This is a genomic window from Actinocorallia sp. API 0066, assembly GCF_020991275.1.
Classification (GTDB): Bacteria; Actinomycetota; Actinomycetes; order Streptosporangiales; family Streptosporangiaceae; genus Actinocorallia.
On the sequence record NZ_JAJLQY010000004.1, the window covers coordinates 85877 to 101510 of the forward strand.

The window sequence follows — 15634 nt, forward strand, 5'->3', positions numbered from 1 at the left end:
CGATTGGCGGGGAGAACCCGCCGCGCGGCGGGCACACCCACCCCGCCCCACGACGCATGATGGTGATCACAGTCACACCACCCCCTCAGATACGGGAGAGCCGTAGATGCCGCATGTCGAGACGTCACCGGTCGGGCCGCCTCCGCCGTTCGACCCCGAACTCGTGCCCGTGCTCAAGGTGATCAACGAGGTGGTGCCGCCTGACGCGTTCGCCGACCTGGCGAAGGCGCGGGAGACGGCGGCGGCCAAGGCGGCGGCCGGGCCCGGCCTGGCGGAGTTCGCCAGGGACGGCGCGTTCACCGTCGAGGAGCGCCGGGTGCCGGGCCCCGAGGGCGCGCCCGACGTCGCGCTGCTGCTCTGCCTGCCGACCGGCGCGGTCGAGCCGTTCCCGCTGCTCTACCACGCGCACGGCGGCGGCATGATCCTCGGCGACTACACCGTCGGCCTGCCGGACGCGCTGGACCTCGCGCAGGAGGTCGGCGGCGGCGTCGTCTCGGTGGAGTACCGGCTGGCGCCCGAGACGCCGCACCCCGGCCCCGTCGAGGACTGCTACGCGGGCCTGGTGTGGACGGCCGAGCACGCCGAGGAGTTGGGCGCCGACCCGTCCCGGATCGTCGTCGGCGGCGGCAGCGCGGGCGGCGGGCTCGCGGCGGCGCTGGCGCTGCTGGCCCGCGACCGGGGCGGCCCCTCCCTGGCGGGCCAACTGCTCCTGTGTCCGATGCTGGACGACCGCAACGACACGCCTTCGGCGGTGCAGATGGCCGGGCTCGGCGTGTGGGACCGCACGTCCAACCACGCGGGCTGGACGGCGCTGCTGGGCGACGCGCGCGGCACCGAAGACGTCTCGCCCTACGCGGCGCCCGCCCGCGCGACGGACCTGGCGAACCTGCCCCCCGCGTTCGTCGACGTGGGCTCGGCCGAGACGTTCCGGGACGAGGACGTCGCGTACGCTACCGGTATCTGGCGGGCCGGCGGCCAGGCCGAGCTGCACGTGTGGCCCGGCGGCTTCCACGGGTTCGACCTGATGGCGCCGCACACCGCGCTGGCCCGCGAGGCCAGGGCGGCGCGGGCCCGGTGGCTGCGCAGGCTCCTGGGCGGCTGATCCGCCGGTGCGGGGCCGCGCGGCCTCGCGCCGTCCGGAGAAGGGGGCTGCCTCGGTGAAGGATCTGACCGTCCGGCTCGACGCGCTCGACCCGCAGGCGGGCGCGGCCCTGCGCGTCATCGCCTACTTCGACGAGCTCGTCGCGCACGGCGCGGGCCTCCAGGCGATCGTCAGGGCGGCGGCCGTGCTGGGCGCCGCGCCCGCCGGGCTGGTGGACGAGGCGCGGCGGGTCCGCGTCAGGGTCGGCCCCGACGGTGTGCCCGGCGAGCCGCTGGCCTCCCCCGATCCGGCGTGGCCGCGCGCGTCCGTCGGGTCGGGCGGCGGGGTGCTGTGGCTGGAGCGGGCGGGCCAGGCCCGGCCGGTGGACGCGATGATCCTGGAGCGGGCGGGCGCTGCCGTCACGGCCGTCCTGGACCGCACCCGGGGCCGGGCGTCCGCCGACGCCGCGTCGGTGGAGACCCTGCTCGACCCGGCCGCCGCGCCGCAGGCCAGGGCCGTCGCCGCGCGGCGGCTGCGGCTGCCCGAGCGCGGGCGGCTGCGCGCGGTGGCGTTCCACGGGGGACGTCCCGGCGTGCTCAAGGAGGGCGAGGCGGTTCCCGAGGGCATGCGCGCGGGCATCGGGACAGCCGGGCCGCTGGCGGAGCTGCCCGCGTCGTGGGAGTCGGCGCGGCTGGCGCTGCGGCTGACGGCGGGCGGCGGCCCGGACGACCCGGGGCCGCGGGTCGTCGCCGCCGACGAGGCGGGCGGGCTGCTCGTGCTGGCCCGCGCCGTCACGGCCGAGACGCCGCGGGTGCCGGACGTCGGCGCGCTGGACCGGGCGGCGCTCGCCGCGCCCTGGATGCTGGCCACGCTGGACGCCGTCGCCGCCGCGTCCAGCCACCGCGCGGCCGCGACCGCGCTGCTCATCCACCACTCGACCCTCCAGGAACGCGTCACGCAGGCCGAGAAGCTCCTGGGCTGGCCGCTGGGCACCGCGGCCGGTCGGCTGCGGCTCAGCCTCGCCCTCGCGCTGCGCAGGCTGCACCAGACGCCCTGAGCCCCGGCGGAGGCCAGAGCGACCCGCCGTGCCGTCAGCTCCGCGGGCTCCACCAGACCTCCGGGGCCCCGCCGACGTCGTGGAAGGGCGGCGTCAGCAGACCCGGGCCACTGGTGGCCAGATGGGACATGTCCGGCATGGGCGGTCGATGTGGGGCGTGTGTGCCCGCGCCGTCTCGGAAATTGCGTCTTTCCGCCTGGTGCCCCTACAGCCGCGTCGGCTCGCCCCGTACGCTGGTGGGGTGCGTAGGGCGGCGGGTGCCCGTGTCGTGTGCGGGTGTCCGGGGTTCGAGGCGGCTTGAGCGGCAGACGAGGAGACGCGGCGATGAGCGGGATCCACTCCACCACGCCTTATCGTCCGGCGGGCGACACCGGCGCGCCGGTCGCGCCCAGCGGCGCGGGCTGGTGGCAGGCGCCGCCCGGCGGCCGGGCCGCCGAGCCCCCGTCGATCAGGGACGCCTTCGACGCGCTGGAGCGGCACGCGCCCCGGCGTCCGGCGGCGGCGCCCAAGCCGACGTCCTCCTCGGCGTCCACCGCGCAAATCCTGACCGCCGCGTGCGGCCAGTGCGGCGGCCGCAAGGGCGCCTGGATCGGCTCGTCCTGGCACCGCTGCAACGTGTGCGACGGCAAGGGCGTCGTCATCCAGTAGCCGCAGCCGTGGGCCGGGTCAGACGGCGCGGTGCGGCTCGTACCAGTGGCCGTCGGGCGTGAGGCGGGCCGCCTCGGCGGGGCCCCAGGTGCCCGGCCGGTAGGGGATCGGCTTGTCCGGCGGGTCGAGGATGTCGCCCACGATCCGCCAGCACTCGGTGACGGACTCCATGCTGGAGAAGCGGCGCGGGTCGCCGCTGATCGCGTCGGAGAGAATGCGCTCGTAGGCGCGGGTGTTGCTTCCGGACAGGTGCGGGAAGTCGGCGTCGGCGAACACCTCGTCCACCACCGTCTCGTCGGCGCCCCGGCGCGCGAGCAGGTGGAAGGTGACGCCCGCGTCCGGCTCGAAGCGGAACCGCAGGAGGTTCGGCGCGGCCGTACGCGCGCACTCGGTGTGGTGGTAGCCGGGCACGGGCTTGCGCAGCTCGGCGATGACCTCGGTGGACGTCGCCTTCAGCGCCTTGCCCGCCTGGATCGTGAACGGGACGCCCGCCCACCGCTCGGTGTCCACGTGCAGGCGCAGCGCCGCGTACGTCTCGGTGGTGGAGCCCGCCCGGACGCCCGGCGTGTCCTGGTAGCCCTCGTACTGGCCGCGCACGTACTCGTCCGGCTGGACCGTCCGCACGGACCGCAGCGCGCGGGTCCGCTCCAGGACGACGTCTTCGGCCGACCCTGAGCGGGGCGTCTCCATGACGAAGTAGGCGAGCAGTTGAAGCAGGTGGTTCTGGACGACGTCGCGTAGGCAGCCCGTCTCGTCGTAGAAGCCGCCACGGTCGGCGACGTCGAAGTCCTCCACCGCGCTGATCTGGACGGTGTGGATCGCGTCGCGGTGCAGGGCGCGGTCGATGAGGGTGTTGGCGGCGCGGAAGGTGAGGAGGTTCTCGATCGCGTCCTTGCCCAGGTAGTGGTCCACCCGGCGGAGCCGGTCCGGTGGGAAGTAGCGGGTGAGCTCGGTCTCCAGGTCGCGCGCGGAGGCCAGGTCGTGCCCGAACGGCTTCTCCACGACGAGCCGGGCCCGCTCGTTCAGGCCGCGCGACGCCAGGCAGCGCGCGGCGACGGCGTACAGGTCGGGCGGGATCGCCAGGTAGTGGGTGAGGAACCCGCGGCCTTCGGTCTTCTCGACGATGCTCTGGAAGCTCTCGGGGTCGCCGTAGTCCACCTCGGCCAGGTGCAGCAGGTCGGCGAACCTCGCGAACACCTTGTCGTCCACGGTGTCGTGCGCGGCGACCGCCTCCCTGGCGTGCCGTCTCAGCTCGTCCAGGGTCTTCCCGCCCCGGCTGACGCCGACGACCTCGCACAGCGGATAGCCGTCCCGGACAAGCCGGTAGAGGGCGGGGAGCACCATCTTGGCGGCGAGGTCGCCGGTGATCCCGAACAGCACGAGCGCGTCGGCACGGGGGCCGTCGGTCTGGGTGTCGGCCATGGGGACGTCCTTCCCAGACCTGCCCGTACCGGAAACCTCAACTGGTCCAACCAGTTGACACGTTGACCTGTCGGTGGCCACCATGGGCGCCATGGAGATCGTGCCGATCGAACGTGCCTCGCTGTCCGACGGAGTGTTCGCCGCCCTGGTGGAGCAGATCCTCGACGGGAGGGTCGCGGCGGGCGCCGCGCTGCCGTCCGAGCGGGAACTCGCCGTCGCCTTCGGGGTGAACCGGCACGCCGTGCGGGAGGCGCTGAAACGGCTCCAGCAGGCCGGGCTCGTCCGGATCGCGCAGGGCGGGCGCACCCGGGTGCGGAACTGGCGCGAGCACGCCGAACTCGACCTGCTCGCCGCGCTCGCCGCCACCGGCGCGGTGCCCGCCGCCGACCTGCTGCACGACATCTCCGTGATGCGCCGCGCGGTCGGCGCCGACGCGGCGGGCTGGTGCGCGCGCAGGGCCACCGAGGCCGAGCTGCGCGCCGTCGTGGAGGCGGCCGCCGCCTACCCCGAGCGGCCCATCCCCCTGCCGGAGCTGATCGAGATCGACCTGCGCTTCTGGACGGCCGTCGTGGACGGCTCCCACAACATCGCCTACCGGCTGGGCCTCAACACCCTCGTGGCCGCCCTCGCCGCCATCGGCATGGAACACGTCACGAGCCTGGTCGCCGAGATGGGCGCCGCCGCCGCCCACCGGGAGCTGGCCGGGCTCATCGCGGCACGCGAGGGCGACGCCGCCCGCGCGCTCGCCGAACGGCTCATGGATCCCACCCCCGGAGGACCCCCGTGTTCGACCTGATCCTCTACGCGATCCCCTTCTTTGTCCTCTTCCTCGTGCTGGAGATCGCCTCCTTCCGCTACCTGCCAGACGACGACGAACGCGGCTACGACCTCCGCGACACCCGGACGAGCCTGCTCATGGGCCTCGGGAACGTCGTGCTGAACCTCGGATGGAAGGCCGTCGTGCTCGCCGTCTACGCGGCGGCGTACACCCTGACGCCGCTGCGGATGGACCCGTCCCACTGGTGGACGTGGGCGCTGCTCTTCCTCGCCGAGGACCTCGTCTACTACTGGTACCACCGCACGCACCACACCGTGCGCGTGCTGTGGGCCAGCCACGTCGTGCACCATTCGAGCCGGTACTACAACCTGTCCACCGCGCTCCGCCAGACGTGGACGCCCTTCACCGGGCTGCCCTACTGGCTCGTCCTGGCGTTCCTCGGCTTCGAGCCCTGGATGATCCTGCTCGCGCAGTCCTGGAGCCTGCTGTACCAGTTCTTCCTGCACACCGAGCGGGTGGGCGTGCTGTGGCGGCCGGTCGAGCTCGTCCTGAACACGCCGTCCCACCACCGGGTCCACCACGCGTCCGACCGTGAGTACCTGGACCGCAACTACGGCGGCATCCTCATCATCTGGGACAGGCTGTTCCGCACCTTCGCACCGGAGCGGGCGAGGCCCACCTACGGGCTGACCAAGAACATCACCACCCACAACCCGGCGAAGGTCGCCACCCACGAGTACGCCGACATCTGGCGCGACCTGCGGCGGGCCCGGAGCTGGGCGCAGCGGGCCGGGCACCTTCTGGGCCGTCCGGGCTGGTCGCCCGCGCGCTAGGGTCGGCCGGTGTGAGTGGTGAGACAGATCTCGGCAAGCTGCTGCGCGGTATGCGCCCGACCCTGAACCCGGGCCGCTACGTCTTCGTCTCCGTGCCGTCCGGCGGGGCGCTGCCCGGGGTGGCGCCCGTCGTCACCGTGGCGGAGGAGGAGGGCCTCACCCTCGTGCTGCGCCGCGAGGAGGCCGACGCCGCAGGGCTCGCCTACGGCTACACGGCCGCGTGGCTCACCCTGAGGGTGTTCTCCGCGCTGGAGGCCGTCGGGCTGACCGCCGCCGTCGCGCGCGCCCTCGCCGACGCGGGGCTGAGCTGCAACGTCGTCGCGGGCTTCCACCACGACCACCTCTTTGTGCCCTACGACGACGCCGACCGGGCCGTCGCCGTCCTGGAGGGCCTCGCGCGGGACTCCGGCGGCGGCTGAGCCGCGTCCGCGCCGCCGACCTCAAGGCGGCGGCAGCGTCCCGTCCGGCTCGGCCTTGCGCACCGCCGCCTCCACCGCGTGCGCGAAGCCCTGCGCGACGAGGTCATGGTCGAGCGCGTCCATCGCGGCCCGCGTGGTGCCGCCCGGCGTCGCGACCTTCGCGAGCAACTCCCCCGGCTCGGGAGCCGACAGCACGGTCATGCCGACGCCGAGCGCGACCGGCAGGTTCGTCATCGCCCTGACCGCGGGCACGTCGCCGATCTGGTCGGCGACCTCGGCGAGCGGCACCTCGGCCGCGAGCGACACCACAACGGCGTCGGACCGCAGGCCCGGCGCGATCTTCCCGGCCACCTCGCCGACGAACGACGGCGGCACCGCGAGCAGCACGCTGGCCGCCCCGCGCGCCGCCTCCCCCGGATCCTGTCCGACCGGCACCCCGAGGTCCTTCGTGAGCCGCTCGGCGCGTTCCGGGGAGCCCGTCGATCCGGTGATCCGCCCGGCGGGCACCCCCTGACCCGCGCCCACGCCGACCGAGAGGACGGCGCGCGCGCTCAGGGGCGTAGGCGCGGGAGCGGGGTGTCGTGTCTTCAGGCGGGCAGAGGGGTGGCGCCGAGGGCGGCGAGGAGGCCGGTCATCGTGGTGAGTTCGCGGGTCTGGGCGGTGGCCATGCGGGCGGCCTGGGAACGGACGTGCGGGACGCGAGCGAGGTGGGCGGCCTCGGCGGCCATCGCTCGGCCGCCCTCGTGGTGGCGGATCATCAGCTGGAGGAAGCGCTTTTCCAGCGCGGCGCCCTCCAGCTCGCCCAACTCGGCGATCTCGTCCAGGGTGGCGAGGCCGGGCATCGCGCCGTCCGGCGTGTGCCGGTGGGCGCCGGACGTCCACGCCATGGGCGGGTCCGCGCCGATGAGCGGCGCGCCCCACAGGCCGAGCCAACCCTCCATCTGGCCGATCTCGCGGAGCTGGTTGAGCTGGACGCCCGCGGCCACCTGCGCCACCGACGGGCTCACGTCCCGTCCCAGCACGGCCTGCGCCATCGTGACGGCCTGCTCGTGGTGGACGATCATGTCGCGGGCGAAGCCGATCTCGGCCCGGCCGCCCGCGTCGTCGTCGCCGACCGGGAGCGCGCCGCCGAGCAGCAGCGCCGCCACCGCGCCCAGGACGGCGAAGGCGACGGCGCGCGGCACACCACCGACCGTCACAGCGGGTAGACGCCGTTGCTGAAGCGGAGCAGGAGCGCGCCGTTGTCGTCGCAGGAGACCCACAGCCTGCCCTTGTCGAAGCGCGGCGGCGACATGCACCAGTCGGCCGTCATGTCGGTCTCGCCCAGGTACGGCGGGATGTCCGCCGAAGTGGTCTGCATCAGGTCGGAGAAGTAGCCGCCGAACGGCACAAAGGCGTGCGCGGAGTTCGTGAGCTTCGTGCGCTTCCCGACCTGGCCCGGCGGGTTGAAGTAGGCGATCTCGCGGGGCCGCCGCAGGTCGCGGATGTCGAAGACGCGGATGCCGGACTGGGTCCAGCCGCAGGCGAGGGCTGTCGGATCGACGGGCCGGTCGAGCGCGCAGTAGTGCGAGTCGTACCCGAAGATGCCGTTCCGGGCGAGATCGGCCTTGCGCGCGTTCAGGTGCTCGGGCCTGTTGATCTCCAGCTTGATCTTTCTTACGAGCTTCGGTTTCCGTTCGTTGGAGAGGTCGAAGAACCTGACGCCGCCCGAGCCCAGCTCGTCAACGGCGATCATGTAGGTGCGGCCCCCTTGGGTGAACGGGTGCGCGTACTGGCTGACGATGCCGTCCTTCCACGTGACCGTGGCGATCGGACGCAGGCGCGGGCGCGGTTCGCGCTTCTGGATGTCGCTGGAGTCGTAGACGTTGATGCCCGCCGGGACACCGGAGTTCGCGACGTACACGCGGTTGCCGTCCGGGCTGACGTGGACGCCGTGCGACAGCGTGTCGGTGAGCCCGTTGAAGATCACCTTGGGCTTGCGCGGGTTCCGCATGTCGAGGGCGGCGATGGAGCCGCCGACGATGCCCGTGGTCCAGTAGGTCATGCCGTCCGGGGACCAGGCCGCCTCGTGGCCGGGGAAGGCGCCCGGCATGGTGAGGTTCGTGCCCTTGATGCCGTTCAGCAGCTTCGGGTGCGCGCAGTCGGACTTCACGTCGTAGACCGAGACGAAGAACCCGCCCACGGCGGCGCCGACCGACACCGCGGCGAGCAGCCCGCGCCCCTGGTGGACCCGCAGCGTCTCCCAGGTGCCGCCGAGCGTCGCCGGGCTGACGAGCGAGTCGGTGAGCCGGGGCTTGCGCGGGTTCGCGAAGTCGATGACGTTGACACCGGGCCGCTTGGCGGTGACGGCGCTCGGCAGGATCGTCCCGAGGTACTGGCACGTTCCGTAGGACGCGCCCACGGTCGCCTGCCCCTGGCCCTGGTAGCGGGAGACGAGTTCGAGGTTGCACTCGTACCCGCGCTGGCTGCGTCCGCTCCTACGGTCGCGCAGCGGGACCTGCCCCTGCAGGCCCGTCTCCGGCCGCGAGCCCGGCCCGCACTCGGCGCGCGGCACCCGCGCGTCCGGGGAGGGCCGCGCCGCCGCGGGGGCCGCCTCCGACAGCGCCAACACCGCCACGACGGCCGCGAGCGCGGCCCCGGCCCGGAGCCGTCCCCGGCGCGTCGCCCAGCGTTCCGCTCGTCGCACAGCCTCACCCATGTCCCCTCGACGGCAGGTATCCCGCCCGAAACATAAGTGAACGATTACCCGCTGACAAGACCCTAATTTCACCGTCGCGAGAACGGCGTTTCCGCCGAGGACCGGCACCGGCGGGGGTCGGTCCTCGGGATCGGGCGTCCGGAGTCAGGAGGGCAGGAGCGCCTTCATCTCCTTGATCTCGGCCTGCTGGGCGGTGATGATCTGGCCCGCGAGGTCTTTCGCCGGGCCGTACGCGCCGCCCGCCCGCTCACTCCGCGCCATCTCGACGGCGCCCTCGTGGTGGACGATCATCAGGCGCAGGAACAGGGTGTCGAACTCGGGCCCGGAGGCGGCCTCCAGGCTGGACATGTCGGCGTCGCTCAACATGCCGGGCATGGCGTGCCCGGCGTGCGCGCCGTGGTCCATCGGGGCGTCCTCGGCCGGGACGGGCGCGCCCCAGGCCGTCAGCCAGCCCGTCATCGTGGCGATCTCGGGGGCCTGCGCCGCCTTGATACGGGCGGCGAGCGCCCTGACCTTCGCGCCCGCGCGGGTCTCGGCGAGGTCGGCCATCGTCACGGCCTGGCGGTGGTGCGGGATCATGCCCTGCGCGAACGTGACGTCCACGGTGTTGTGGTCTTCGGCCGACGATCCCGCCGACGGGGCGGCGGGCGACGGGGACGCGGGCGACATGGCGTGGTGTTCCTCGGTCGAGAAACAGCCGGTGAGGCCGAACGTGAGGGCTGCGGTGAGCGCGGCGACGGCGGCGCGGCGCTGGACGGACACGGACAAGACGACTCCTTGCGACAAGACGGACGACGGCCGGGCGCGCCGGGAGGCACGCCGGATCACGCCCCGGACGGCTCCGGGGCGGCGGGGCGCCGTCGTCTAGATCCGCAACAGTTGCAGGAGCGCCAGATCGGGCGGGGCACGCCCCTCGGCGGTGTCGGCCCACGCGGGCACCCGCGCGCCGGACGGCTCCTCGGGGCTCACCGGACGGCGCGCCGCAGGCAGGCTCAGCACGGGCCCCGCCCCCGTCGCCTGACACGGCGCGGCCTCATGCCCGACATGCCCGCCCACATGGTGACACGGCGCCTCAGCCGTCACCGCGACAACCCGCGCCACGGCCGCTCCCTGACGCGCCGACCCGCCCGTCACCGAACCGTGCCCACCCGGCGCAGGGCGCTGCCCAAGCCCGACTTCGTGGGAATCACCCGACCCGAGGGTGTGCCCCTTCGGGGCGGGCTTCGCGAGCCCGTCGTCGGAAGCGGCCGACCCGCTGTGTTCCTTCGGGGCAGGCTGCGCGAAGACGTCTCCGGGGGTGCCCGGGGCTAGGGCGTGCATGGCGAGCAGGCCCAGGAGGAGGGTGGCGACCAGCGTCAGGAGGGCCCGGCGCGGGCCGGACCTCCTCGTCGCGGTGCGCACCAAGCCGGTCACGCACGCAGCCTAGCAACCCGGCACGACAGAACCCGCCCGGCCGTCGCGTGGGGCGTCAGCGGGCGACGAGGCCGCCGTCGACGTGGAGGACCTGGCCCGTCATGAAGCTCGCCGCGTCGGAGGCGAGGAACAGGGCGGGCCCGACCATCTCGTCCGGGTCGGCCATCCGCTTCTGCAGGGCGGCCTGTTCCATCGCCGTCTGGAACTCGGGCGGGTTGGCCCGCACCATGTGGGTGTCCACGGTGCCGGGCGCGAGCGCGTTCACCCGGATGCCACGGGGGGCGAACTCGGCGGCCATCGCGCGGGTGTAGGACACCATCGCCGCCTTCGCCGCCGCGTACATGGAGATGTAAGGCGAGAACAGGAAGGCGCCCGCCGAAACCACGTTGACGACGGACGCGTGCGGGCTCGCCGTCAGATGCGGAAGGGCGCTCTGCACGAGGAAGACGGGCCCGCGCACGTTGACGTCCTGGGACTTCGCGAACGCGTCGGCGGTGAGCGAGCCCAGGGGCTGCGCCAGCGGGTTGGCCGCGTTGTTCACCAGGATGTCGAGGCCGCCGAACGTCTCCACCGTCCTGGCGACGAGGGCGTCGAGCGCGTCCAGGTCGCCCAGGTGGGTGGGGACGCCCAACGCGCTACCGCCGCTTGCCTTGAGGTGCGCCTCGGTCTCCGCGCACGCCTCGGCCTTACGGCTCGCCACGACGACGTTGGCGCCCGCCGCTACGAAGCCTTCGGCTATCGCCCGTCCAATACCTCGGGTGCCTCCGGTGACGAGGGCGGTGCGGCCGGTCAGGTCGAACAGCGACCTCAGCCTGTCGGCGTCCACGGCGGTCCTCCACGCGGCGGGTGTGCGCGGCGGCGGGGTGGTGCCGCCGCGTACCCGCTGACTCTTCCCGCCCTGGCACGCGGTGTCAATAAACCTTCGGTGGCGGGCCGTCAGCGCAGCGTGCCCTCCGCGGCGAGCGCGGCGATCTCCTCGTCGGTGTAGCCGAGCCCGGCCAGAACGGCGCGGGTGTCGGCGCCGCGCGGCCGGGGCGCGCTCGGCGGACGGGTCCCGGAGCGGCCGAACGCCAGCGGGACGCCCACGCCCCGGTACCCGTCCGCCTCCACGAACAGGCCCCGGTGCCGCACCTGCGGGTCGTTGAGGGCCGTCCCGACGTCGTTGACCGGCCCGGCGGGGACGCCCGCCGCGATGAGCCGACGGGTGAGCTCAGCGCCGTCCCAGGCGTCGATCAGCTCGGTGAGGATCGTGACGAGTGCGTCGATATGGGCGACCCGCGCGGGGTTGTCGCGGAATCGGGGGTCGTCGGCGAGGTCGGGTCTGCCGAGCACCCCGGCCAGCGACCGGAACTGCCTGTCGTTCGCCGCGCTGACGAAGAAGTCGCCCGAACGGGTCGAGAAGACCTGGTAGGGGGCGAGCATCGGGTGGGCGCCGCCCGTCCGGCGCGGGGTGCGGCCGTCGGCGACCCAGGCGGCCGCGTGCGGGTGCAGCACCGACATGACGGCGTCCAGGAGCGTCGCGTCCACCAGTTGGCCCCTGCCGCTCGCCGTGCGCTCGTGCAGGGCGAGGAGGATGCCACTGAAGGCGAGCTGTGCCGTCATGAGGTCCACGATGGGGACGCCGACGCGCAGCGGCTCCCGGTCGGGGTACCCGTTGACGCTCATGAGGCCGCCGTACGCCTGGAGCACCGCGTCGTAGCCGGGCAGGCCGCCCATCGGGCCGTCCGTGCCGAACCCGCTGATCCGGCAGTAGACGAGCCGTGGGTGCCGTTCCGCGAGCACCTCCTCGTAGCCGAGGCCCCAGCGCGCCATCGTGCCCGCCTTGAAGTTCTCCACGACGACGTCGGCCTCGCCGATCAGCCGCGCCAGGACCGCGCGCCCGCCCTCGGTGGCCAGGTCGAGCCCGAGGTTCCGCTTGCTGCGGTTCAGCCCGTGGAAATAGGCGCTCGTCCCGTCCTCGTGGAAGGGCGGGCCCCAGGTGCGCGTCTCGTCGCCGCCCGGCCCCTCCACCTTGACCACGCTCGCCCCGTGGTCGGCGAGCATCTGCGCGCAGTACGGCCCGGCCAGCACCCGGCTGAGGTCGAGCACCCGCAGCCCGCGCAGGATCCCCTCCTCGGGCTCCTCCCCCCAAGCGCCCCGCACCGGCCTCCCCTTCCGTCGCCACCGAACCGCCAGGAACCTACCAGCCGTCCAGCGGGTGGGCGTGGGCCCAGTGGGACGGGGCCGGGGTGGGAGGCCGCAGCCGGTCCGGTAAGTACCCATTGTCGTGACCGGCGGGACATGCGAAGATCGCCGCGCGTCCGGGGCGGGCGTGTGCGCGACGGGAGGGACCACGATGCGGGCGACCTTGCTTTACGGTGCCGGTGACGTGCGGGTGGAGGAGGTGCCGGACCCGGTCATCCGGCAGCCGTCCGACGCGCTGGTGCGGGTGCTGCGCTCCTGTATCTGCGGAAGCGACCTGTGGCCCTACGAGGCGCACAACGGACGGCCCGTGCGGATCGGCCACGAGTTCCTCGGCGTCGTCGAGGAAGTGGGCGCCGACGTGGCCGGGCTGAGGCGCGGCGACGTTGTGGTCGCGCCGTTCATGTACGCCGACAACACCTGCGAGTTCTGCGCCGAGGGCCTGCACACCTCGTGCCGGGGCGGCGGCATGTGGGGCGCGGGCGACGTCGACGGCGGGCAGGGCGAGGCGGTGCGCGTCCCGCAGGCCCAGGGCACCCTCGTGAGGCTCCCGGTCGGCGAGGACGCGGCGCTGCTGCCGTCCCTGCTGACCCTCGCGGACGTGTTCCCCACCGGCCACCACGCGGCCGTCACGGCGGGCGTCGGGCCGCGCACGACGGTCGTGGTGGTCGGGGACGGCGCGGTCGGCCTGTCGGCGGTGCTGGCGGCGCGCAGGCTCGGCGCGGAGCGGATCGTCCTCCTGGGACGGCACAAGGACCGCACCGACCTCGGTGTGGAGTTCGGCGCGACGGACGTGGTGGCCGAGCGCGGCGCGGAGGCCGTCGCCCGGGTGAAGGAGCTGACCGGGGGACGCGGGGCCCACGCCGTCCTGGAGTGCGTCGGCTTGGGTGAGGCGATGGACACGGCGCTCAGGGTGACGCGCGCCGGAGGCACCATCAGCCGGGTCGGCGCGCCGCAGTACCAGCAGGTCTCCTTCGGCGGGCCCGCCTTCATGAAGAACCTGACGCTCACCGGGGGCGTCGCGCCTGTGCGGGCCTATATCGAGGACCTTCTCCCTGATGTCCTTGAAGGGCGCGTCAATCCGGGCCGTGTCTTCGACCTCACCCTTCCGCTGGCCGAGGCGCCCGCGGGCTACGCGGCCATGGCGTCCCGCACCGCTTTGAAGGTCCTCCTTCACCCCTGAGCCCTGAGTCGGCCCGCGCGGGGTCGGCTTCCGGGTTCTCCCAGGCCGCGGGCCACCGTCCCCAGCGCTCGACGGTGGCCCGCGCTCCCTTCGTGCGCGCTTGTCGTGTGATATCGCACGGTCGTTCATCTTTTTTGGGTCATGTCCTCGTCAGGCCCTTGACGTGGCACGTATGCGTAAGTAATCGTACGAACGTTCGTTTCTTTTAGCACGATCGTTCGTATTCTGGAGGCGGGTCGCATGAAGGTGTGGAAGAGGATGGCCGTCATCGGCGACAGCGTCGCGGAGGGCGTCAGGGAGCCGGTCGAGGGCTACGAGGACCTGTCGTGGATCGACCTCATCAACCGGTCACTCGGCACCGTCACCCTGAACCTGGGCAAACGCGACCTGCGCGCGCACGAGGTACGCGAGACCCAACTGGACGCCGCGCTGGCGTTCGACCCCGACCTCGCGGTGGTCACCTGCGGCGCGAACGACGCGTTCCGCCGCTCGTTCGACCCGGAGGCCGTCCAGGCCGAACTCGACACGATGATCGGGGCGTTCCGGAAGACCGGCGCCGACGTCATCACGCTCGGCCTGTTCGACATCGTCAACTCGGGCCTCGTCACCGACCCCGGCTACCTCGCGGAGATCCGGCCGCGCTTCCTCCGCCTGAACGAGCTGACCGCCGAGGTCGCGCACGCCCAGGACGCCCTGTTCGTCAACTTCCGCAACCATCCGGCGGGCGCCGACAAGGCCATCTACGCCTCCGACCTCGTCCACCTCAACGCCCGGGGCCACGCCATCGTCGCCGCCGAGACCCTGGCCCACCTCAAGGCCCGAGCCGCCGACTCCCGCCCCGCCTAGGCCGCCCTGACACGGCCCGGCGGCACGGCCGACGCCGGGCCGCCGGGCGACGGCGGGCGGCCCGGCCCCCTTCGCCCGGCGCCGCCCTGGCCGACGGCCACCCGCGCCAAGAGTTAGGCAAGGCATACCTAACTCTCGCTATGCTTGCGGTCCCCCTTGTGGAAAGGACACCGCGGATGGCCCGGCAGAACATGCACAAGACCGCCGTCAAACCGGAGGCACCCGAACTCCTCACCGCCGAAGTGCTGCGCCGCGAGCGGATCTCGCCGCACTTCGCCCGGGTGACGCTCGGCGGCGAGGCCCTGCGGAAGTTCACCCCGATGGGCTTCGACCAGTGGTTCCGCCTGTTCATCCCGACCAGCGACGAGTCCCTCAGCCGCGTCCCGCCGAAACTCACCACGCTGGCCTACCTGAAGTTCCTCACCGTCTCCAAGGCCCACCGCGCGATCCTGCGCAACTACTCGGTACGCGACTTCCGCGCCGACTCCCTGGAACTGGACATCGACTTCGTCCTCCACGGCTCCGCCGACGACGGCACCGCCGGCCCCGCCTCCGCCTGGGCCCAAACCTGCTCCCCCGGCGACAACGTAGCCTTCCTGGACGAAGGCATCGGCTTCAACCCCGACGAGTCCCTCCGCGACTTCCGCCTAGTGACGGACGAAAGCGGCCTCCCCGCCGCCGCCGGAATCCTTCGCTCCCTCCCCTCCGACGCCAAGGGCCAAGCCCTCATAGAAATCCCCTCAGACGCCGACCGCCAAGACCTCAAAACCCCCAAGGCCGTCACCGTCGAATGGCTCCCCCGCTCCCCCAACACCCGCCCCGGCACCCTGGCCCTGGAAGCCGCCACCGCCCTCCCCACCCCCGCCACCCCCTTCTACGCCTGGACAGTCGGCGAATCCACCCTCCCCACCACCCTCCGCCGCCACTGGCTCACCACCGGCGTCCCCAAACAGAACATCATGTTCTGCGGCTACTGGAAAAACACCCACTGACAAAAATGGCCCCCGCCATTCAAGCGGGGGCCAGAAATCGCCGGTTATCGTGCCTCTCCGGCAAGAATCCGGGCCCACCCTTC

17 protein-coding genes are annotated in these 15634 nt (G+C 73.3%); 9 read left to right on the forward strand and 8 right to left on the reverse strand.

The window, feature by feature from the left end:
- The first annotated feature begins 106 nt into the window (after window positions 1-106).
- The 3 genes from LO762_RS11370 (at window position 107) to LO762_RS11380 (ending at window position 2786) form a co-directional block, all read left to right on the forward strand.
- Window positions 107-1102 (forward strand): alpha/beta hydrolase, encoded by a 996-nt coding sequence (locus tag LO762_RS11370; RefSeq protein WP_230614564.1) that lies wholly within the window; start codon window positions 107-109, stop codon window positions 1100-1102.
- A gap of 55 nt (window positions 1103-1157) precedes the next feature.
- Window positions 1158-2138, forward strand: a complete 981-nt coding sequence (locus LO762_RS11375) for a helix-turn-helix domain-containing protein (RefSeq protein ID WP_230614565.1) — start codon at window positions 1158-1160, stop codon at window positions 2136-2138.
- A gap of 324 nt (window positions 2139-2462) precedes the next feature.
- Entirely contained in the window at window positions 2463-2786 is a 324-nt protein-coding gene (locus LO762_RS11380) for a hypothetical protein (protein ID WP_230614566.1), read from the forward strand.
- 18 nt (window positions 2787-2804) lie between these two features.
- Here the strand turns inward: LO762_RS11380 and LO762_RS11385 are convergent, their stop codons facing one another.
- Window positions 2805-4208 (reverse strand): glucose-6-phosphate dehydrogenase, encoded by a 1404-nt coding sequence (locus tag LO762_RS11385; protein WP_230614567.1) that lies wholly within the window; start codon window positions 4206-4208, stop codon window positions 2805-2807.
- 91 nt (window positions 4209-4299) lie between these two features.
- Here LO762_RS11385 and LO762_RS11390 point away from each other — a divergent pair, with 91 nt between their 5' ends.
- Genes LO762_RS11390 through LO762_RS11400 form a run of 3 tightly spaced genes read left to right on the forward strand, consistent with a single transcriptional unit; the run spans window position 4300 to window position 6238 of the window.
- Window positions 4300-5004, forward strand: coding sequence for a FadR/GntR family transcriptional regulator (locus LO762_RS11390; protein ID WP_230614568.1), 705 nt, complete (start codon window positions 4300-4302; stop codon window positions 5002-5004).
- Complete coding sequence (locus LO762_RS11395; protein WP_230614569.1) at window positions 4992-5819, forward strand: sterol desaturase family protein; 828 nt, start codon at window positions 4992-4994, stop codon at window positions 5817-5819. The genes LO762_RS11390 and LO762_RS11395 overlap by 13 nt, the downstream gene beginning before the upstream one ends.
- An 11-nt stretch (window positions 5820-5830) precedes the next feature.
- Entirely contained in the window at window positions 5831-6238 is a 408-nt protein-coding gene (locus LO762_RS11400) for an ACT domain-containing protein (protein ID WP_230614570.1), read from the forward strand.
- Between the two features lie 21 nt (window positions 6239-6259).
- Here LO762_RS11400 and LO762_RS11405 read toward each other — a convergent pair whose 3' ends face one another.
- The 7 genes from LO762_RS11405 to LO762_RS11435 form a co-directional block, all read right to left on the reverse strand.
- On the reverse strand, window positions 6260-6763 hold the full coding sequence (locus LO762_RS11405; RefSeq protein WP_230614571.1) for a pyrroline-5-carboxylate reductase: 504 nt from the start codon (window positions 6761-6763) through the stop codon (window positions 6260-6262).
- Window positions 6764-6825: 62 nt separating this feature from the next.
- Window positions 6826-7437, reverse strand: a complete 612-nt coding sequence (locus LO762_RS11410; RefSeq protein ID WP_230614572.1) for a DUF305 domain-containing protein — start codon at window positions 7435-7437, stop codon at window positions 6826-6828.
- A complete protein-coding gene (locus LO762_RS11415) occupies window positions 7434-8936 on the reverse strand; it encodes an LVIVD repeat-containing protein (RefSeq protein WP_230614573.1) in 1503 nt (500 codons plus the stop codon). Before LO762_RS11415 ends, LO762_RS11410 begins: the two co-directional genes overlap by 4 nt.
- A 144-nt stretch (window positions 8937-9080) precedes the next feature.
- Entirely contained in the window at window positions 9081-9698 is a 618-nt protein-coding gene (locus tag LO762_RS11420) for a DUF305 domain-containing protein (RefSeq protein ID WP_230614970.1), read from the reverse strand.
- Between the two features lie 102 nt (window positions 9699-9800).
- Window positions 9801-10349, reverse strand: coding sequence for a DUF6153 family protein (locus LO762_RS11425; protein WP_230614574.1), 549 nt, complete (start codon window positions 10347-10349; stop codon window positions 9801-9803).
- Window positions 10350-10404: 55 nt separating this feature from the next.
- Entirely contained in the window at window positions 10405-11175 is a 771-nt protein-coding gene (locus tag LO762_RS11430) for an SDR family NAD(P)-dependent oxidoreductase (RefSeq protein WP_230614575.1), read from the reverse strand.
- A gap of 110 nt (window positions 11176-11285) precedes the next feature.
- Window positions 11286-12491: a CaiB/BaiF CoA-transferase family protein gene (locus tag LO762_RS11435; protein ID WP_230614576.1), complete on the reverse strand. Its 1206-nt coding sequence runs from the start codon at window positions 12489-12491 to the stop codon at window positions 11286-11288.
- A 193-nt stretch (window positions 12492-12684) separates the two neighbouring features.
- On the opposite strand from LO762_RS11435, the gene LO762_RS11440 reads away from it, so the two are divergent.
- The 3 genes from LO762_RS11440 to LO762_RS32490 all read left to right on the forward strand — a co-directional run bounded on the left by LO762_RS11440 (window position 12685) and on the right by LO762_RS32490 (window position 15551).
- Window positions 12685-13713: a zinc-binding dehydrogenase gene (locus LO762_RS11440; protein WP_230614577.1), complete on the forward strand. Its 1029-nt coding sequence runs from the start codon at window positions 12685-12687 to the stop codon at window positions 13711-13713.
- A 240-nt stretch (window positions 13714-13953) separates the two neighbouring features.
- A complete protein-coding gene (locus LO762_RS11445; protein WP_230614578.1) occupies window positions 13954-14559 on the forward strand; it encodes an SGNH/GDSL hydrolase family protein in 606 nt (201 codons plus the stop codon).
- A 176-nt stretch (window positions 14560-14735) separates the two neighbouring features.
- On the forward strand, window positions 14736-15551 hold the full coding sequence (locus LO762_RS32490) for a siderophore-interacting protein (protein ID WP_255685570.1): 816 nt from the start codon (window positions 14736-14738) through the stop codon (window positions 15549-15551).
- The last annotated feature ends 83 nt before the right edge of the window (window positions 15552-15634 follow it).